This is a genomic window from Methylophilus sp. YYY-1 (genome assembly GCF_029132825.1).
GTDB classification, from domain to species: domain Bacteria; phylum Pseudomonadota; class Gammaproteobacteria; order Burkholderiales; family Methylophilaceae; genus Methylophilus; species Methylophilus glucosoxydans.
The window spans coordinates 58,666-77,119 of sequence record NZ_WOVG01000005.1; the positions used below are offsets into that span (position 1 = coordinate 58,666).

An 18,454-nucleotide genomic window follows, 5' to 3' on the forward strand; every position below is an offset into this window, starting at 1 on the left:
AACACCGCGTTTGATCCGTGGTCGCGCGTCAGTCTGATGCGACTGGCGCAGCCTGGAGCGCCACTCCAGGCCGTTAGCGACCACACACAGTCCTCTCTCATACTCCCGGTTGACCGGGAGTTTTTTTATGTAAGGCGCGTTAGATGCTGGCGCTGCCAAGCATCAGCCTGTCATGACAGACTGTCCGGTTGCGACTAAACGTTCAAAATCCTGCGTACGCTGCGGAACGGAGAAGTAATAGCCCTGGAACGTATTACATCCCAAACGGGTGAGAAGGTCGAGCTGCGCTTCGGTCTCTACCCCTTCGGCCAATACGTCGAGTTGCAGGCTGATCCCCAGTGAAATAATGGCATTGACGATACTTTGGTGATCCTGCCCCTGTAACATGTCGCGTACAAACGACTGGTCGATCTTGAGCTGATCAAACGGGAAGCGCTTGAGGTAAGACAATGAAGAATAGCCCGTGCCAAAATCATCCAGCGAAAAACTGACACCCGCCGCTTTGAGCGCGGTCATTTTGGCGATGATATCTTCCACATTGTCGATCAACATGCTTTCCGTCAACTCAAGTTGAAGTCGGCCTGGGGCAATGTTGGCTTCGGTCAGCAATTGCTGCACCTCCGTGACAAATGCTGATTGCAGATACTGCTTGGGACTGACATTCACGGCCACCACCATTTGACTGAGTTGCGGATGAAATGCCCACTGCTGCAATAAGGCACAGGCCTGCTGCAAGACCCAGCGCCCCAGGGCGACAATTTGTCCGCTAGATTCGGCGAGGGCAATAAACTCACCGGGCATGATCAGGCCACGTTCAGGATGTTGCCAGCGCAACAGTGCTTCTGCACCGACCATCTGATGCTGCTGGTTATATTGTGGCTGCAAATGCAAGACAAACTCCTGCTTTTGTATGGCCTCATGTAACTCCGCCTCCAGCGCCACGCGCTGACGGAGCTCGACTTCCATCTGCGCATCAAAAAACCGGTAGCCATTTCTGCCGGCCTCTTTGGCTTTATACATGGCCATATCGGCGCGTCTGAGCAGCTCATCGGTCTGACTCATGTCAGGATCAAACAAGACGACGCCGATGCTGGGGGTGGTGTAGTGCTGGTAGTGATCGAGTTTGAACGGCTTTTTAAAGGCGCCTACGATTTTTTCACAAATTTTGCGCGCCTGCTTTTCCGCTTGGTCCGCCGCGGATGCCAAACTATCGAGCACGACCACAAACTCGTCGCCGCCCAGGCGGCTAACCGTATCCTGCCGCCGCACAGAGTGTTTAATGCGTTTGGCGACCTCAATCAGCAAGGCATCGCCTACTGCATGCCCATGCGTATCGTTGAGTGTTTTGAAGTTATCAATATCGATAAACATCAAGGCGCCACCGGTTTTTTTAAGTTGGGATTTACGGATATGGGCCGCCAGCCTGTCTTGCAGCAACAGCCGGTTGGGTAGGCCGGTCATGGTGTCGTAGTAGGCCAATTGGCGAATTTGCGCATCGGTGCGCTTGCGTTCACTGATGTCCCTGAGTACAGCCACCCAATGCGTCACACGGCCACGCTTGTCATGCAGCGGCAAGGCATCCATTTCCAATGAAATGCCGTTACCTTGATGATCGACAGTCACCACTTCCGTTTTAATCGGTAATTGCTGCTGCCAGGCTTCCTTAATGCGTTGCAAATCGTTGGCAGGCGTACTGTTTTTAAACAGCTCAAACGGCGAAAGATGATTGTACTGGTCCACGGCCAAGCCGGTGATACGTGTAAACGCATCATTTAAAAAGACAATTTTTTGCTGTAACGGGGTGTGTACCGGCGCCTCAGTGATCATCACCATATCATTCAGCCGTGACACTCCGCTTTGTAACAGCTTCAATTGTTCATCGGCCTGCTCGCGCTCAATCGCCAACCCGAGAATATGGGCATAACTCTCGACCATGTCCAGCTCGGCTGTCTCTGGCAGGTGGCGTGACTGACGATACATCGCCAGCATGCCAAGCACCCGTTGGCTGCGTGAGAAGATGGGCAAGCTCCAGCAGGCACGCAAGCCATGTTTCAGCGCAAGGTCTGCATAGTCAGCCCATAGCGGGTGCGTGCTGATGTCTTCGGCTATCACCCGGTTCTGGGTCAAACTGAGCATGCCATAACCTGCAACAGGCAGCTGACTCATCGCTTGTGCGTAGCTGGCTGGCAAGCGGTGCGAGGCGGCATGATGCAGATGCCGCCCATCCTGATCCATTTGTAAAATCACACAATAGACCTCGGAAAAATGCGCCTCGATGAGCTGCACGGCCGCATGCAAAATCTCAGGTAACGGGATATCCGCCAGCAGCATCGCCTGTATTTTGTCTTGTCCCTGCTTGATCGCTTCAAGTTGTTTTTGTACCGTAATATCCTGTAACGAGCCTTGCACCTGAACAATCCGGCCGTGCTCGTCGCGCAACGCCTGCCCCATTGCGCGCACCCAGAACCGGCGGCCATGCACGGTGACCTTTTCCAGCTCCAGATCATAAGGGGTTCCCTCCGACATGCATTTCTCAAGCGCGCTGGACATGATCGCCCGATAGGCTGGCACAAAAAGGCCCATGCCTTCCTCAAGGCTGGGAGAGTATCCAGGTGGCAATTCATGTAAGGCTGCCACTTCGTCAGACCAGCGCATGCGCTTTGTGGGCAGGTCTATGACCCAGCCACCGATTTTTGCCACATTGCCCGCCACTTTGAGCAAATACTCAGTCTGGCGCCGCTGATCAATTTCCTCTTGCAAGGCCCGCGTTCGCTCAGAGACCTGCCTGCGCATTTGCAGGTTCCACAACACGGTGACAGCCACCACCAGCACGAGTGTAAACACCCCGCGTATTAGCCAGTTCACATAGGGGCGTTCTATAGAAACATCATGGCGGTAGATAAAGCCTTGTAGTTGCGCATTGGCAGGAACCAGCCCCAGCGCGGCATAGGTCTGGGCAATCGACTGCCAGCGCTCTTCATTCATATGTCCCCAGGGCACCACCTCAGACAACACATAAGGCGCCATTAAACGCGCCTCCTGCAACAGAGACTGTTGATTGATGTCGCGTTGCGCAACGCCAGGCATGCTGGCTATCGCATTGGCCATGGCCTCTTGATGATTGAACGCGTACTTCCAGCCTTTTTTGGTGGCGCGCAAAAAAGCCTCAACCCGTGCGGGATGTTGCAACAGCTCCTGTTCAGTCGTGAACAGTACATCGCCATAAAAATCTGCGCCATAGGCCTGGTTGCTAAGAATAGCGGGGGCATAGCCTCTTTGCTGTAATTGCATGGGCTCATCCATCGCATAGGCCATCATGGCGTCCACGCGCCCCTCAATCAAATCATCCAGATTTGAGCGATAAGGCAGAAGCGTCATTTGGTGAATATCCAGATGTTGCTTGAATAGCATGGCCTGAAATTGCAAACGGCCATGTTCACCCGAAAGCATAATGCGTTTGCCGATCAGATCTTGAGGCCGCTTGATTCCGCTGTTTTGCAAACTCAGTAACACATACGGGGAGTGCTGAAAAATGGCGGCCAGAGCGATTAGCGGCTGGCCAGACAAGCGTGAAATCAGAATTTCGGAATCGCCGATGGCGTAATCTGCTTGATCAGACAAGACCTGCTTTAAGGGATCGATGGACTGGTTACCCTCGATAATCTCGACCGCCAACCCTTCATCACGGTAGTAACCCTGTTGCAAGGCAGCGTAATAACCAGCGAATTGAAACTGGTGATGCCATTTGAGTTGTAAGCGGATAGGCTCAGCCGGGGGTGCCGCATAGGCGAATGCTGACCAAACCATGGCCAGCAGCGAGGTGCAGACTAAAACAATCCATCGGCGTGTCATGCGGATCCAGACAACATGAAAGATATCCTGACTGGATGCGAGGTGTTCTGTCAGGCCCAACTGTATTTATACGGCAGTGATATGCAAACAGATTGCAGAAATAAACACAGAATCCATGAGGTATCCGGAGAATTGATCTCATTAATGCTCCGGGTGTGAGTTAACAAGCCGGTTTAGACCAGCATGCAGGCATTGCCTGTGATCTCAGTTGCTCGTGTAAAATAGCGGCAAATCAACGCCAGCACGGCTTGTTGCACTGAATTTAAGGGGAAGATGGTTGAAACTCGCTACTTGGAATGTTAACTCGCTGACCGTGCGTTTGCCGCATGTGCTGGACTGGCTCAGTGCGAATCAACCGGATGTACTGTGCTTGCAGGAAACCAAACAGGAAGATAGCAAGTTTCCGTATGCGGCGCTCAAAGAGGCTGGCTACAATGCCGTGCATAACGGCCAGAAAACCTATAATGGCGTGGCGATCCTAAGCCCGCATGCAATAGAGGCTGTTCACCTGGACTTGCCAGACTATGCTGACACGCAAAAACGCATTATTGCGGCCACCATACAAGGCATTCGGGTGATTTGCGCCTATGTCGTCAATGGCCAGGCAGTAGACTCGGACAAATACCATTACAAGCTGGCATGGCTTAATGGACTGCAAAGCTGGCTTCAAGCAGAACTGAGTCAACATGAAAAACTGGTAGTTCTTGGCGATTACAATATTGCACCAGATGACCGTGACTGCCACGACCCGCAGGCCTGGCTGGGCCAGGTGCTGGTAAGTCCGGCTGAGCGGGCCGCCTTTCAGCAATTGCTGGCCTTAGGCTTGCATGATAGCTTCAGGTTGTTTAATGATCAGGCAGGCGAGTTTAGCTGGTGGGATTACCGCATGGCCGCCTTCCGCCGTAATATGGGCATGCGAATTGATCACATTCTCGTCAGCAACGCCCTCAAACCACACTGCGAAAGCTGTGTGATAGATAAAACACCACGCAAGCTCGAACGCCCCAGCGACCATACGCCCGTGGTGCTGACCCTGGCCAACGCAAGCCCTTAAACCGTTGGCATCACAAACTTGATGCCCTGCAACACCTCCAGAATGCGCGACTTGAGCCGTTTGTTCATATCGGCTTCCATCGCCTGCAGTTGCATCGCCACCAAGGCAGCGACTTTTTCTTGCATGCTAGCAGCATTGACCGACAAGTCGTCCTGCATGCCCTGCTTGAAGGCCTCCAGTTGTTGTGCAGACAGTTCGTTAAACACTTGCTGCAACGATTGCTTATAGTCTGCAGCCAGGGTCGCCGCAGCCAGCTCATGGCTGGCGGACAAACGAGACTTGGCTTGTTCCTGTAATTGCTGCAAATGCGTCTCCAACGTTGATTCCAGTTGGCTACGCAATGCCAATACTCTGCTTTCGAGTTCGGTTTGCTGTTGCGCCAACAAACTGGCGAGCCGTTCATCCAGCCATTGCTGGCTATTGGCCTCCAACCGCTCAAGCAGTGTTTGTTCGGTAGCGGAAAATGTGGCCTGCTGCGACGCATTCAGCTGGACCAGCTTATCTTCGACCGCCTGCAACTGTTGCTCGGACTGACTTTCCAGCGCCTCGGTAAACGCTTGTTCACGTTGTTGCATCTGAGCGAGCTGCCCCTCTGTCAGCGCGCTCAGGCTCGCCTCCAAACCGTCCACCTGTTGCTTGCTGACATTGCCCATCGCTTCACGAAAAGCTTGCTCAATCGACTGTATGCTTTCGCCGATTTGGGTTTGTGCCTGTGACAACACGGTCTGTTGCAACGCGTTGGCATACTGGGTCAGCCCTTGCTGGTGCTGCGCGAGCGACTCACTGGACTGCTCGGCCAACTGCGTCGTGATGAGTTGCGTGATCTCTGGCAATAAAGCCTGTTTGAGCTGTGCCACCAGTTCGTTCATGTCTGGCATGACCACCTCGGCCACTGGCGACGCAGATTTTTGAACAACTTTGGTTAACACCGGAATTTCTGAAGTTTCCACACACCCTCCCCGTTATGCTTGTGACTGCATGGACTTGATATGCTGAATCTCATAGCCCCGATCACGGTAAAACGCCCAGCGCTGGCGACCAGCCGCTTTTTCAGTTTCGTCTTGCCCAATGATTTCGAACACATGCCGAAAACGGCTAAAAAACTTGGGCAATGCTGTTTGGCAGTTAAACAATAAATCATCCTGCCGGATCTGCTCAGGCGCCCAGGCAATCTGCACAGGCGTCAGCGCTGCATGGTCGGCATCGGCGAGCACATGCGGTAAAAAGCCTTCAACCGGCTGCTGCCAAAGCTGAGTACTCAACTGCTCAGCCTGCTGACGATCTGACAAATAGACGGTGACACTGCGCTGCCTGGAAAACGCCTGCGATATTAAGTGTTGCATCAATGCAGGCGTATCCGGCACATCCGTATAAAAACGAATTTTGGTCATGCCTTTTATTGTGCGGCTTGCGCCAACAGATAACTCATGAGCAAAGGCACTGGCCGGCCAGTGCCGCCTTTTTCCTTGCCTGATTTCCAGGCAGTGCCTGCGATATCCAGATGTGCCCAGTCATACTTTTTGGTATAGCGCGACAGGAAGCAGGCGGCTGTAATACTGCCGGCGGCGCGCCCGCCAATATTGGCCATGTCGGCAAAATTACTGTCCAGTTGCGCTTGATAGTCATCCCACAAGGGCATTTGCCAGGCACGGTCACCGGCTTGCTCCCCCGCCTCCAGCAACGCTTTGGCCAGCTGGTCATTATTGGCAAACAAGCCACTGACATGATGGCCGAGTGCAATCACGCAGGCACCGGTCAAGGTTGCAATATCAATCACCGCGGCAGGCTCAAAGCGCTCGGCATAGGTCAAGGCATCACACAGAATCAAACGGCCTTCGGCGTCGGTATTCAATACCTCTATTGTTTGGCCAGACATACTGGTCAAAATATCGCCAGGTTTGGTCGCGCGGCCGCTTGGCATATTCTCACAGGTCGGGATCAAGCCAACCACGTTGAGTGGCAGCTTCAACTCACCCAAGGCCTTGAACACGCCAAACACAGATGCCGCGCCGCACATGTCATACTTCATCTCATCCATCTCAGCGCCTGGCTTGAGTGAAATTCCGCCAGTATCAAACGTAATGCCCTTACCCACCAGCACCACCGGTTTTTGCGATTTTTTACCGTGCAAATGCTGCATGACAATAAAGCGCGGCGGCTCTTCGCTGCCACGGGTCACGCCTAAAAATGAGCCCATATTGAGTTTTTCAATCGCAGCCTGATCCAGCACTTCGACCTTGAAGCCATATTCCTTGGCTAACTTTTCAGCCTGCTTGCCCAAATAGCTGGGCGTACAGATATTTGGTGGCAAATTGCCCAGATCTTTAGCCAACGCCACGCCCTGGCCAACGCTCTGCCCTTGTTTCAGCCCCAGCTCAGCCTCGGCTTGTGCGGATTTTTCAAGCAACACGCTGACGGATTGCAGCGGATGCGGCTCCACCGATTTCTCTTTGACCGCATTCACTTTGTAAGTGGCATCGAGCGCCACCTCGGCCAAAGCCGCCGTTTTTTGCTGCACACTGACTTTTTTCAACGCAAGCGCGGCAAAGTCGGTGGCGAGATGGTCTACGCCTGCTGGCAACGCTTTAATCGCGGCGCGGAAACTGGCACGCAATCCTTTGAGATTCAGCTCATCGGCTTTACCCAAGCCGACCAGCAGCACTCTGGGCGCCGCAACGCCTGCCAACTGACGCAACATCAGAGTGGTACCAGCCTTACCTTCCATATCGCCAGACTTGACGGCCGCCGAGATGGCTTTCTCAGTGGCGCCATCCAGCAGCTTGGCTAAATCGCTGAGTTTACGGCCTTCAAAAATGCCCACCAGCAAGCAATCTGTACGCAATTTTTCCGGGGAAGTGCTTTTTATGCTAAATTCCATCTTTATCCTTTTTGGTTCCATGCAACTAGCTTAAGTGATGGTTGTATTATCTAGTGTTTTATGCTGATTTCAAAGCGGTGCATTTAAATTGAAAATTTTCAAACGTGCATTGTCTGCAGAGCTCATGTCTTCTGCCTCTGCCATCTTCCTGATTATCCTCGGCATCGTTGTCGCTCAGCGCGCTGGCAATATCGTACGCCAGGTCTCCAGAGGCATTTTACCTAACGATGCCATTGGCACCATCCTGACCTTTAGCCTGGTGCAATTCATGCCCATGATGATGTCGCTCGCTGTTTTTCTGGCCGTGCTATTGACGCTGACACGCTGGCACCGCGACTCGGAAATGGTGATCTGGATGTCCGCAGGCCTGAGTTTAAGGCAATGGGTCTTGCCTATCATGCGGTTTCTGGCGCCGATTGTGCTCATTATCAGTCTGTTTAGCCTGATAATTATGCCTTGGGCCAGTGGCAAGGCAGACAGCTACCGCGAGCAGCTCAAAAAACGGGATGAACTGTCATCAATAAGCCCCGGGACCTTTAAGGAGTCGAGCGCGGGCGATCGCATTTACTTTATTGAGAGCTTTGACAAGCTTGGCTACGAAGTCAAAAACGTGTTCGTCCAATCCAAACAAAACGGCAAAATTGGCATTATTACTGCGAATCGTGGCAGCCGCTACAAAGCCAGCAACGGTGATAATTTTTTACGGCTGGAACATGGCCGACGCTATGAAACTACGCCCAACAGTCTGGAGGTCATGACCACCGAGTTTGAGCGCTATGATATCCGGGTCGAAGCCAAAGAGACTGCGCCCGCCGCCGCCACCGCGCAGATCAAATCCACGCAATCGCTGCTGAGCGATGCCAGCGCCGCAGACCATGCCGAGCTGCACTGGCGCATGGCGATTCCGATCTCAACCATCGTCATGGTCCTGCTTGCCATCCCGCTCAGCTTTGTCGATCCACGCGCAGGCCGCTCGCTCAACATCATGTTTGCGATCCTGATATTTATTATCTACAACAACCTGCTCAGCATTTTTCAGGCCTGGATTACGCAAGGCAAAATCTCGGTACTGGTGGGATTGTGGCCCGTGCATCTGAGTTTTATCCTGCTTGGCTGGTATCTTTACCACCGACGCAAACATCTGAAACCGCTGATGCCGAGCTGGCTCAAACGCACCCCAAAAATCACTAAGCCATGACCCTGACCCGTCTAAACCGTTATTTCTGGCAAGAGATCAGCTTCAGCATCATGCTGGTGCTGTTGGGCCTGCTTGCCATGTTTTCGTTCTTTGACCTGCTACAGGAGCTGGACAGCCTGGGACGAGGTCACTATGGCATCAACAGCATGCTCATCTATGTCGCCCTGAGTATTCCTGGCCATATATACGAGGTGGCACCAGTCGCCGTATTGCTGGGCATCGTCTATACCTTGGGCGCGATGGCAGGGAACTCGGAGCTGATTGTCATGCGCACCAGCGGCATTTCATTGCAATCCATTGCCATGATTCTGCTTAAAATTGGCCTAGTGTTTGCATTAGTGACCTTTCTGATTGGCGAGATCATTGCACCCATCAGTGAAAAACTGGCGCAGCGCATCCGTATTCAAGCCACTGATTCCGTCGTCGCGCAGGACTTTCAATCCGGCCTCTGGATTAAAGACGGCAGCAGTTTTGTCAATGTCAGCTCGGTCATGCCAGACACCAGCCTGGTCGATATCCGCATTTATGATTTCGACCCCCAGTTCAAGTTAAAGCATATCAGCCATGCCGAGAAAGGCTACTTTCAGGATGACCACTGGGTGCTGTCTAACGTCACCCAGACCAATATCAATCACAGCAAACAGATTCAGGATAACTCGATCACCTCACAGTTTTTCAAGCAGACGCGCTGGGAGTCACTGATCCGGCCAGAACTGTTGAATGTGCTGCTAGTATTGCCAGAAAAAATGTCGGCCTGGAACCTGTATAGCTTCATTCAATACTTACATCAAAATGGACAACGCAGTACCCGCTATCAGGTCGCACTGTGGGCTAAGCTGGTCTATCCACTGGCATGTTTGGTGATGGTGGTACTGGCCTTACCGTTTGGCTTTTTGCAACAGCGTGCCGGTGGCATCAGCGCCAAAATCTTTGCCGGTATTTTTCTGGGCGTGGTCTACCAGATCATGAACCGCGTGTTCGTGCATTTGGGTGTGCTCAATGACTGGCCACCGCTGGTGAGTGCCATCAGCCCGACGCTACTGTTTTTGCTGGTCGGCCTGGGCATGCTTTACTACGTAGAGCGGCGTTAAAACCCGCCTGACTCGTGCTTATGTGATGCTGATTATCCGCGAGCCAAGCAGCCGGTCATGCAAAAACTGCTGCTCGCGATCCAGTACTGCCCACCACAATGTCAGCCCAGCCGGGAGCAACAACAGTGTTGCCACCCCATAGCGCAGCAAAGCCAGGCGCCAGTCCAGCAAACTGCCCTCGGCATCTATCACTTTCAGCTTCCAGGTCTGGCTGGCCAGCGTTTGTCCGGTCACCACCCAACAGCGCACAAAGTAAGCGCCTATCGACAGCCACAACAGCATCTGCAAACCTACACGCCGCCAGCCATGACTGGCATCCCCCACCACCAGCACATAAGCGGCGGTCAGTGCCAAGGCCAAGGCCAGCATCAACAAAGCTTCGTAGATCACGGCCAGATATCGTTTAATTAAATATTTCATTGCGCGCCTGCCCACTTTCACCGGATAACAAAAACCCCGCACATGCGGGGCCTATTTCACACAGGATAAACAGGGGATCCTGACTTATTTCTGATCCCAGCTATCTTCCCACATGCAGTGCTTGATTTTGTGACGGTTAGCAATCAGCTCATCAATGCTAGGCTCGTCGTTCAATGCGCGCTTCAAGGCCAGCTTGATCGCTTCGTAGTTGTTTTTGTACAGATCGGCTTTGTCCAGATTGGCTTCTTTGGCACAGCCCGGATCAATCCACAGCAAGGCAATAATGCACAGATCATTGACCAGCTCTTTAGGAATAATGCCTTCGATCACTGCATCGGTAATGCCATCAGCCACACCAGCTTGCACCACACCACCGAACAATTCGATATTCAAGGAATCTTTCAAGGTGACTTTTGGCACCATCATGGTCGCTGGGCGCACCATCTGGTTGATGTCACGCACGGCAAACATGGCCGTGTGGCCTTTGGTTTGCGCCATCATGTTCGCGAAAGCCGTACCCACTGGGCCGTCCACGGCACCGATCACGATTTCTGGCATCGCGGCGGTCACGTCCTTGCCTTCGGAAAACACGGTAGCTTCACCCGCTTTAAATACGATTTTTGACATGAGAATTCCTTTGTATGTCTGGATGTTGGAGAAAATTCAAACCATAATTATATCAGTTCAAGCTGCATATCGACATGCAGGATATTGGCATCCAGATACGGCTCGCTGCAAACCACAAACCCGGCTTGCTCATAAAAGCCAATTGCATGCCTCTGCGCCGACAAGCGCACATCGCTGAGCTCCCATTGCCGACAGATCTGTATTGCCTGCAACAGCATGGCCTCGCCAATTCCTCGCCGCCGCCATGCGGGCAATACCGCCATGCGGCCAATATAGCCCCCGGGCAGAACGCGGGCGCATGCCACGGCATCATGCGCGTAATGCGCTAACAGATGCACTGCAGTGTCATCCGCAGCATCCCACTCCAGCGCTTCGGGCACCTGTTGTTCATGTATGAAGACCTGTTGCCGTATCCGGCTACAGTCTGCCCATAAAGGATCTTGCTTACTCAGTGTGCTGATTCGGAGCTCAATGCGCTTTACAGACATGACAGCCTCCAGAGCAAATATTGCAATTGTCAGAGCCCGCAGGCATCATACATCCTTTATTAAAACAGGATTTGAGGAAAAGTTATGTGTCGTTTTCAAACCGCAGCGGCCAGGATTTTACTGGGGCTGGTGTTTTTTGGGGTGGTGATTTTAAAGCTGATGGCCATTTTAAATACGCCTGATGGTTATCTGCAATACCAAATGATGTTAGGGCAATTTGGCCTGCCAGCCGTGTTTGCACCATTGCTGATTTTCATTCAGTTTGTGTTTGGTCTGTTGCTGATCGTGGGGTACAAAACCCAACTATCTGCACGCGTTTTGGGCGTGTTGGCGGTATTTATGGCACTGGTGCTGGGCCAGGCTTCGCTGGACGCGTTTTTTGCCTACCTGGGCATCGCCGGTGGCATGTGGTTATTGAGTATTTATCCGCAAACTGCTTGCAGTCTGGATAACCGCAACAAATAAACGATTCAGTCGTAAAAAGCCGGGTTAGCCCGGCTTTTTTATCCCTTGATTTTGATCCCCAGCTGTTTGAGCTTGCGATAGAGGTGTGTCCGCTCCAGCCCCGAAATTTCTGACAACCGGCTCATATTATTTTTGACCAGCCGCATGTGGTACTGGAAGTAAAAACGCTCGAAGTCATCGCGCGCTTCACGCAAAGGCTGATCCAGATTAAGCGGCATATGCTGCTCGGACGACTCGCCGCGCTGCCCTTGAAAATTGGCCAGAACACGCTGCACATCGGTCTGGGTAATGCTTTCACCCAAACTGGTCATGAGCAGGTTCTGTACCACGGACTCCAGCTCGTCCAAATCACCAGGCCAGTCAGCATTGCGCAGCGCATTCAGCGCCGCCACATCAAACGCCTTGTAGTCAATCTTGCTGGCTTCAACCATCAAGGTCGCCATCGCATTGACCAGATCGGGAATATCCTCTTTGTGCTCATCCAGGCAAGGCACCTTGACCGCTGACCCGGCCAGCGTTTGCAGCAAGGCCTGCTCCAGCATGGCTTTTTCAATCAGTTGCGGCAAGCCATGCTCACTGGCACAAATCACGCGTACCCCGTATTTTTCGGATTTATTGATGAGCAGGTGCAGGCCTTTTTGTTCGGTCTTGCCCAGCCTGGTGACTTCATCCACAAACACCACGCCTTCGCGGGCCTGCTCGAGAATTTCCATCGGTGCGGTGACCAGCTTCTCATACTCGGTCAAGGCCACCCACGGCGTATTCTGCGGACGCAAAAACTTGGCGCACAATGGCACACTGCCGCCTTTTTTACCAATCAGGAACAAGGTGTTTTTATGGCGCGCCAGCTGCTCCAAGCGCTGCTTGAGCTCCTGAATGACGGCACTTTTGCCAAAGCTGGACAGGTTAATTTCGGTATGCGCCAGATGCTCGGTATGTTTGATCGCTGCGCCTACGGTTTTGAGCAGCTTTTGCAAGGCAATCGGTTTTTCGAGGAAGTCGAACGCCCCGAGGCGAGTGGCCTCGACCGCGGTATCTATGGTGCCATGCCCAGACATCATGATCACCGGCATGGTCAGCAAGCCGGCATTGGCCCATTCTTTAAGCAGGCTGATGCCATCACAATCGGGCATCCAGATATCAAGCAACACCAGATCCGGTCGCTGCTTGAGCCGCTCGTCCCTGGCAATTTGTGCATTTTCTGCCAGGCGCACGACGTGCCCCTCATCCCGCAAGATATCGCTTAATAACTCCCTGATGCCGATTTCATCATCGACGACCAAAATATTACGTGAAGCCATGGTACTTCCTTACACGATGCGCTCAACGCGCCGACGTTGTTGTTGTTTATCGACCGGCAAGCTGATGGTGACGCTGGCGCCCCCTTGTGGCAGATTATCAATGCGTATCTGTCCACGCTGCTCTTCTATCATTTTTTTGACAATAGCCAATCCCAACCCGGTACCGTGTGACTTGGTTGTGACGTAAGGTTCGAACACCCTCGCCATCACCTCGGTGGGAAAACCACTGCCGTTATCCGTCACTGACAATTTTATACGCTCGCCATCATAATCGGTCAAGATCACAATTTGCGGTTGTTCAGTTTGCACCAATGCATCCTGGGCATTTTGCAGCAGGTTATGCAGGATTTGGCGCATCATGGTGGCATCGGCATAAATCTCGGGCAGCTGCTCATGCAGGGACAGCACCAGCTTGACCACAGAGGCGTTATAAAGGCGGCTCACATCGCGGATCAAGGAATTCAAATCCAGCCTTACCAGTTGGGCGGCAGGCGTTCTGGCATACTCACTAAATTCATTGACCATATTCTTCATGGCCTGCACCTGGTTGACGATGGTATCGGTAGACTTAAACAGCATCTCCGCATCTTTTTCTTCCAGTTTGTCCTGCAGCTTCAGCTGCAAGCGCTCGGCAGACAGCTGTATCGGTGTCAGCGGATTCTTGATTTCGTGCGCCAGCCGTCTGGCTACCTCGGCCCAGGCGGCATCGCGCTGGGCTTGCGCCATGGCGGTCACATCATCAAACACCACTACCAGGCCGTGCCCCGCCCCTTCCGGCAACCGCGTCACCCGCAGCATCAGCATCTGCTTGCCATGCACGCCTTCAATTTCGATCTGGCTGCTTAAATGCCGTTCATGATGGTCAAATTGCAACGTGTCTTCATAGTGCTGCATCACCAACGCTGTAAAAGGCGTGAGGTAATCATTTTCGGCCGCAATGTCGGTAAAGACTTTGTTTTTAAAGCCCACCAGCGAAATCCCCAAAATATTGGTGGCAGCCAGATTGTAAACACGCAGCTCCGCCTGTTCATTAATGGTCATCACGCCTGAGCTCAGGTGCGACAAAATAGCTTCCAGGTAAGCACGTGCAGACTCCACATGCTGACGGCTCTGCTCGGAGGCATTTTTCGCTTCCTGTAACTGGCGCGTCATGCTGTTAAACGACTTCACCAGCACACTCAGCTCATCCTTACCAAATGAGGGCAGCTGCTGCGAATAATCGCCACTGGCAATCAGCCGCGTCCCTTCTGCCAGCACAGTCAAGGGTTGCGCCATGCGCCGACTCAGTGCAAAGGCGATGGTCAATGCGCCCAGCATGGACAGCAGCAAAATCATGGTCAGCGTCAGCATGAAAATGTCTTTGAGTGACTGCCGGCTGTACGACAAGGTCTGGTACTCGCGGTAGACCTCCTGCACCGATTCGGCAGTATTCGAGAGCGCCTTGGGCACCGGTTGCATCAATTGCAGAATACGCATCTCGCCCGTGATCCCCAAGGACTCCACCGGAATCAGCACGCGCATGTACAAGCCTTTGCCGGGGATAGGCTCGATTTTGCCGTAGATACGGCTACGTGCCTGGCGCAACTGCGGCACAGAAGGCAGTTCGGGTAAAAAGCTGCTGGGGTCAGAGCTGCTGACAGCCAGAATCGCACCTTGCGGGGTCAGTAATGCCGCGTCCTGAACGCCGGCTTTTTCACGCAGATCGTTCAGTTGTCCATAATGTGAGCGGGCCGTTTGCAGTGATAGCGAGACCGCCATGCTTTGCGCCTTTTCCTTGACGTCCTCCAGCATGATATCCAGCGCCCGTTGCCCCAGATTCAGACCCCCATCCAGTGCGGATTCGACTTTGACGTTAAACCAAGACTCAATCGAGCGTGACAGGAAGTTCACAGAAACCAGATAAACGATCATGCCAGGAATCAATGCCATGAGGGCAAAAGACACCAGCAATCTGAAATTCAGCTTGCTGCCTACCTGTTTGGCTTTGGTGGTCTGGTAAAGATGGCGTAACTGGTAGGCAATCACCCCCAGCAACAACACGGCGAGGCCAGCATTGATATACAGCAGGATCAGGTAATAATCCCCACTGATGGCGGTGTTGGCACTGGCGAGAGACAGCAGGTACAGCAGGGCTGCCGCCAGTAGAATGGACAAAATCAGGACATACCGCATAGGGCTAACGCTGGGTGTCCTTTACCCACCAGCTAAACGTCGGCGTGACCAGCTCCCAGTCACTTTCGCCCAGTGCATCCAGCTGCAAGGCTTTAGGCAGCTTGCTGGTGTCCAGATGCATTTTGAGCGCCGCCTGATAGGGCTGATTTTTTTCTAGCGTGGCATGCGGCGTCAAGCGCCAGTCGCGGATCAGGCCCAACTCACGCCTGGCTTCAGCCAGGCTGTCGAATCCTTTTTGCTGTTGCGGATAATTAAGCAGATACTGCTTGGTCAGCGCGTGATAGTTGAGCGTGACGGCGCGACGCTCGGTCACCACCTCATCATCAAACCAGTACTTCATGGGTTTGATGATCTGGCATTCATACAAAAAAGTCAGGGCGATGCCCTTACTCAAAGCTTCCTCAAGCGCGCGGCCAAAATGGATGTCCAGATCCGCATCCAGCGCCCAGGTATCTTCACGCAATACCAGCTCGGCACTTTTGACATGGGCATGATTGTTATTGGCAGCCAGTGCCAATGCTGTCATGGTCAGCAGAAAAAAAAGCGCCGAATAATATTTAATGTTTTTGTAAAAGCGCATAAAACAATCCGTCATGCGCTGCAGTAGGCAGCAATTGCCCACCAATGGACTGCTGGCAAGGGAGATCCGAGGCATCAAACTGCACTGGCAACCTGACCGCATCTGCATGCATGGTTAAAAACTGTTGAATCTGCATTTCATTTTCTTGTTGAAAAATCGAACAGGTGACGTACAGCAATTTACCGCCTTTTGCCAGCATATGCCACAAATTCAATAATATTTGCTGTTGCATCTGGGCAAATACCGTCAAATCCTGTGGCCGACGCAACCATTTCATATCGACATGCCTGCGCACGATGCCTGAGGCGCTGCAGGGCACATCAGCCAGAATGCGGTCAAATAACTGACCATCAAACCAGTCGGCTTTTGCCGCATCGCCTGTCCTGACCTTGGCTTGCAAGCCCAGACGCTGCAGGTTGTCGTGGACACGGCGCAGGCGCTCTGCCTCCACATCCAGGGCAAGCAAGTCAATATCACTGGCTTCAAGCAAGTGACAAGTTTTACCGCCCGGCGCGCTACAGGCATCCAGCACGCGCATGCCTGCTTGCACATCCAGCAAAGGAACCGCCCACTGTGCGCCGGCATCCTGCACACTGAGCCAGCCTTGATCAAAATACGGCAGCTTGTGCACCGGCAACGGCTGCTGCAACTGAATCGCCGTACCGCCCAGCGCTTGCGCCGCAATCCCCGCATCATCCAGCGCCTGCATATAGCTGGCGACATCCGTTTTGCGCAGATTAATGCGCAACGTCATGGGGGGGTGGCTGTTGCCTATGGTCAGAATCGACTGCCAATGCTGAGGATATTGTTGTTTGAGGGTATCAATCCACCATTGCGGATAGTTAAATTGCACCGCTTCCGACTGACTCACTTGCGCCTGCAAGGCTGACCGTTGGCGCAAAAAATTACGCAATACCGCATTAACCAGCCCTTTTGCCCAGCGCAGCCCGGTTTTGCCCGCGGCTTCCACAGCCTGATTGACCACCGTAAAATCATCTTCGGCCCCATGCAACAGCTGCGACAGGGCAACCAGCAACAGCGCGTGTACACGTGCATCCGTCACGGGCTTGGCCGTCAGCGCCTGCAAATAAGCCGCGGCTTCGGCATACAAGCGCAAGGTGAGGTAACTGTAATCCTGTGCAGCCGCCTGCTGTTGCGGCGTCGCTGACTTGACCCTGCGCAATGCCTTGGGCATGGAAACAGTCAGGTTATGTCCGGCCAACACTTCGGCCACCGCAGATGCGGCTATGAGCTGGGCAACTTGCAAAAGAAGACTCTGGTGAAAAAAAGACTATTCTACTTGATGCGCCCAAAATACACAGACAAAAACACACACAATAAAAAAGGCTTTCTTGCGAAAGCCTTTTTTGTCTGTTGAAATCGCGTTTAATACTGGTTAGCCAACGCCAGCAAACGGCGGATCCGCTCTTCGGTCTGCGGGTGGGTGCTGAACAACCCCGCCAGGTCTGCGCCTGATAAGGGGTTGATTATCATCATCTGCCCGGTTTCCGGGTGTTGCTCGGCAGTCATATTGGGAATCTGGTGCGCATAATTGTGAATTTTCTCCAGCGCGGCCGCCAAGGCTTTCGGGTCGCGGCTGATCTCAGCCCCCATGCGGTCTGCTTCGTATTCGCGCGACCGTGAAATCGCCATCTGGATCAGCGAAGCGGCCAACGGTGCCAGAATCATAATCAAAATACCAATAATGGGATTGGGTCGGTCTTCGCCCTCCCGATGCCCGCCAAACATCAGGCCAAATTGCGCAATCGATGAAATAGCCCCGGCCACGGTGGCGGAGATAGTAGAGATCAAGGTATCGCGGTGTTTCACGTGCGCCAGCTCATGTGCCATCACACCGCGCAATTCGCGCTCACTTAAAATCTGCATGATGCCGGTGGTGGCTGCCACGGCCGCATTTTCGGGGTTGCGGCCAGTCGCAAAAGCATTAGGCTGGCTTTCATTGATCACAAATACACGCGGCATGGGCAGTTGCGCCCGCTCGGCCAGCTCTTTGACCATGTTGTAATAATTGCGGAACTGCCCATTGCCAAAATTATTTTCAGCATTGATCTCAACTGCGCCATACATTTTCAGCACCGCCTGGTCGCTAAACCAGTAGGCATAAAAGTTCATGCCGCCTGCCAGTAACAGCGCCAGCAACATGCCGCCCTGGCCACCCAGCGCGCCGCCCACCGCAACAAACAGGGCAGTAATCGCGGCCATCAACACAAAGGTTTTGGTCCAGTTACCTAACATAGTGACTCCTTCACAATTCGGTGAGTAATATCGACTTTAATATGCGGGGATGACAGGCATTTTTCAATGCCT

At 53.0% G+C, this 18,454-nt stretch carries 16 protein-coding genes; 4 read left to right on the top strand and 12 right to left on the bottom strand.

The window, feature by feature from the left end:
• Nucleotides 1–162 precede the first annotated feature (162 nt).
• Nucleotides 163–3,852 carry an EAL domain-containing protein gene (locus GOC95_RS13300; protein WP_275357701.1) on the bottom strand — a complete coding sequence of 1,230 codons (3,690 nt, stop codon included), beginning with the start codon at nucleotides 3,850–3,852 and terminating at the stop codon, nucleotides 163–165.
• A gap of 277 nt (nucleotides 3,853–4,129) precedes the next feature.
• Here GOC95_RS13300 and xth point away from each other — a divergent pair, with 277 nt between their 5' ends.
• The gene (gene xth / locus GOC95_RS13305) at nucleotides 4,130–4,906 is read left to right on the top strand and encodes an exodeoxyribonuclease III (RefSeq protein ID WP_275357703.1); all 777 of its coding nucleotides are present in this window, start codon (nucleotides 4,130–4,132) and stop codon (nucleotides 4,904–4,906) included.
• Here the strand turns inward: xth and GOC95_RS13310 are convergent.
• The 3 genes from GOC95_RS13310 to GOC95_RS13320 are packed head-to-tail and all read right to left on the bottom strand — an operon-like array spanning nucleotide 4,903 to nucleotide 7,784.
• Nucleotides 4,903–5,856, bottom strand: coding sequence for a hypothetical protein (locus GOC95_RS13310; protein ID WP_275357705.1), 954 nt, complete (start codon nucleotides 5,854–5,856; stop codon nucleotides 4,903–4,905). The two genes, xth and GOC95_RS13310, sit on opposite strands and share 4 nt — an antisense overlap.
• Nucleotides 5,857–5,868: 12 nt before the next feature.
• Entirely contained in the window at nucleotides 5,869–6,297 is a 429-nt protein-coding gene (locus tag GOC95_RS13315; RefSeq protein ID WP_194748806.1) for a DNA polymerase III subunit chi, read from the bottom strand.
• A gap of 5 nt (nucleotides 6,298–6,302) precedes the next feature.
• The gene (locus tag GOC95_RS13320) at nucleotides 6,303–7,784 is read right to left on the bottom strand and encodes a leucyl aminopeptidase (protein WP_194748807.1); all 1,482 of its coding nucleotides are present in this window, start codon (nucleotides 7,782–7,784) and stop codon (nucleotides 6,303–6,305) included.
• Nucleotides 7,785–7,872: 88 nt separating this feature from the next.
• On the opposite strand from GOC95_RS13320, the gene lptF reads away from it, so the two are divergent.
• Together lptF and lptG are read left to right on the top strand one after the other, a co-directional pair.
• Nucleotides 7,873–8,982, top strand: coding sequence for an LPS export ABC transporter permease LptF (gene lptF, locus GOC95_RS13325; protein ID WP_275357708.1), 1,110 nt, complete (start codon nucleotides 7,873–7,875; stop codon nucleotides 8,980–8,982).
• A complete protein-coding gene (gene lptG / locus GOC95_RS13330) occupies nucleotides 8,979–10,073 on the top strand; it encodes an LPS export ABC transporter permease LptG (RefSeq protein ID WP_275357709.1) in 1,095 nt (364 codons plus the stop codon). Before lptF ends, lptG begins: the two co-directional genes overlap by 4 nt.
• 18 nt (nucleotides 10,074–10,091) lie before the next feature.
• On the opposite strand, the gene GOC95_RS13335 is transcribed toward lptG, so the two are convergent.
• The 3 genes from GOC95_RS13335 to GOC95_RS13345 form a co-directional block, all read right to left on the bottom strand.
• Nucleotides 10,092–10,493, bottom strand: coding sequence for an RDD family protein (locus tag GOC95_RS13335; RefSeq protein ID WP_275357710.1), 402 nt, complete (start codon nucleotides 10,491–10,493; stop codon nucleotides 10,092–10,094).
• Nucleotides 10,494–10,577: 84 nt separating this feature from the next.
• Entirely contained in the window at nucleotides 10,578–11,120 is a 543-nt protein-coding gene (fae, locus tag GOC95_RS13340; RefSeq protein WP_275357711.1) for a formaldehyde-activating enzyme, read from the bottom strand.
• A 47-nt stretch (nucleotides 11,121–11,167) separates the two neighbouring features.
• Nucleotides 11,168–11,608, bottom strand: a complete 441-nt coding sequence (locus GOC95_RS13345) for a GNAT family N-acetyltransferase (protein ID WP_275357712.1) — start codon at nucleotides 11,606–11,608, stop codon at nucleotides 11,168–11,170.
• Nucleotides 11,609–11,692: 84 nt separating this feature from the next.
• Here GOC95_RS13345 and GOC95_RS13350 point away from each other — a divergent pair, with 84 nt between their 5' ends.
• Entirely contained in the window at nucleotides 11,693–12,073 is a 381-nt protein-coding gene (locus GOC95_RS13350; RefSeq protein WP_194748817.1) for a DoxX family membrane protein, read from the top strand.
• Nucleotides 12,074–12,111: 38 nt separating this feature from the next.
• Here GOC95_RS13350 and GOC95_RS13355 read toward each other — a convergent pair whose 3' ends face one another.
• The 5 genes from GOC95_RS13355 to htpX all read right to left on the bottom strand — a co-directional run bounded on the left by GOC95_RS13355 (nucleotide 12,112) and on the right by htpX (nucleotide 18,382).
• Nucleotides 12,112–13,374, bottom strand: coding sequence for a response regulator (locus tag GOC95_RS13355; RefSeq protein ID WP_194748818.1), 1,263 nt, complete (start codon nucleotides 13,372–13,374; stop codon nucleotides 12,112–12,114).
• Nucleotides 13,375–13,383: 9 nt separating this feature from the next.
• Entirely contained in the window at nucleotides 13,384–15,546 is a 2,163-nt protein-coding gene (locus GOC95_RS13360) for an ATP-binding protein (RefSeq protein WP_275357713.1), read from the bottom strand.
• A 4-nt stretch (nucleotides 15,547–15,550) separates the two neighbouring features.
• Nucleotides 15,551–16,126 (bottom strand): DUF4390 domain-containing protein, encoded by a 576-nt coding sequence (locus GOC95_RS13365; protein ID WP_194748820.1) that lies wholly within the window; start codon nucleotides 16,124–16,126, stop codon nucleotides 15,551–15,553.
• A complete protein-coding gene (rsmB, locus tag GOC95_RS13370) occupies nucleotides 16,104–17,393 on the bottom strand; it encodes a 16S rRNA (cytosine(967)-C(5))-methyltransferase RsmB (RefSeq protein WP_275357714.1) in 1,290 nt (429 codons plus the stop codon). Before rsmB ends, GOC95_RS13365 begins: the two co-directional genes overlap by 23 nt.
• A gap of 119 nt (nucleotides 17,394–17,512) precedes the next feature.
• Nucleotides 17,513–18,382, bottom strand: coding sequence for a zinc metalloprotease HtpX (htpX, locus tag GOC95_RS13375; protein WP_194748822.1), 870 nt, complete (start codon nucleotides 18,380–18,382; stop codon nucleotides 17,513–17,515).
• Between the last annotated feature and the right edge of the window lie 72 nt (nucleotides 18,383–18,454).

Excerpts from the sequence above, each read along its gene's own strand:
- GOC95_RS13335 (WP_275357710.1), bottom strand. The coding sequence starts at position 10,493 with ATGAAATATTTAATTAAACGATATCTGGCCGTGATCTACGAAGCTTTG.
- GOC95_RS13360 (WP_275357713.1), bottom strand. The coding sequence starts at position 15,546 with ATGCGGTATGTCCTGATTTTGTCCATTCTACTGGCGGCAGCCCTGCTG.
- GOC95_RS13300 (WP_275357701.1), bottom strand. The coding sequence starts at position 3,852 with ATGACACGCCGATGGATTGTTTTAGTCTGCACCTCGCTGCTGGCCATG.
- lptG (WP_275357709.1), top strand. The coding sequence starts at position 8,979 with ATGACCCTGACCCGTCTAAACCGTTATTTCTGGCAAGAGATCAGCTTC.
- GOC95_RS13320 (WP_194748807.1), bottom strand. The coding sequence starts at position 7,784 with ATGGAATTTAGCATAAAAAGCACTTCCCCGGAAAAATTGCGTACAGAT.
- fae (WP_275357711.1), bottom strand. The coding sequence starts at position 11,120 with ATGTCAAAAATCGTATTTAAAGCGGGTGAAGCTACCGTGTTTTCCGAA.
- GOC95_RS13350 (WP_194748817.1), top strand. The coding sequence starts at position 11,693 with ATGTGTCGTTTTCAAACCGCAGCGGCCAGGATTTTACTGGGGCTGGTG.
- GOC95_RS13365 (WP_194748820.1), bottom strand. The coding sequence starts at position 16,126 with ATGCGCTTTTACAAAAACATTAAATATTATTCGGCGCTTTTTTTTCTG.
- GOC95_RS13315 (WP_194748806.1), bottom strand. The coding sequence starts at position 6,297 with ATGACCAAAATTCGTTTTTATACGGATGTGCCGGATACGCCTGCATTG.
- GOC95_RS13355 (WP_194748818.1), bottom strand. The coding sequence starts at position 13,374 with ATGGCTTCACGTAATATTTTGGTCGTCGATGATGAAATCGGCATCAGG.
- htpX (WP_194748822.1), bottom strand. The coding sequence starts at position 18,382 with ATGTTAGGTAACTGGACCAAAACCTTTGTGTTGATGGCCGCGATTACT.
- GOC95_RS13345 (WP_275357712.1), bottom strand. The coding sequence starts at position 11,608 with ATGTCTGTAAAGCGCATTGAGCTCCGAATCAGCACACTGAGTAAGCAA.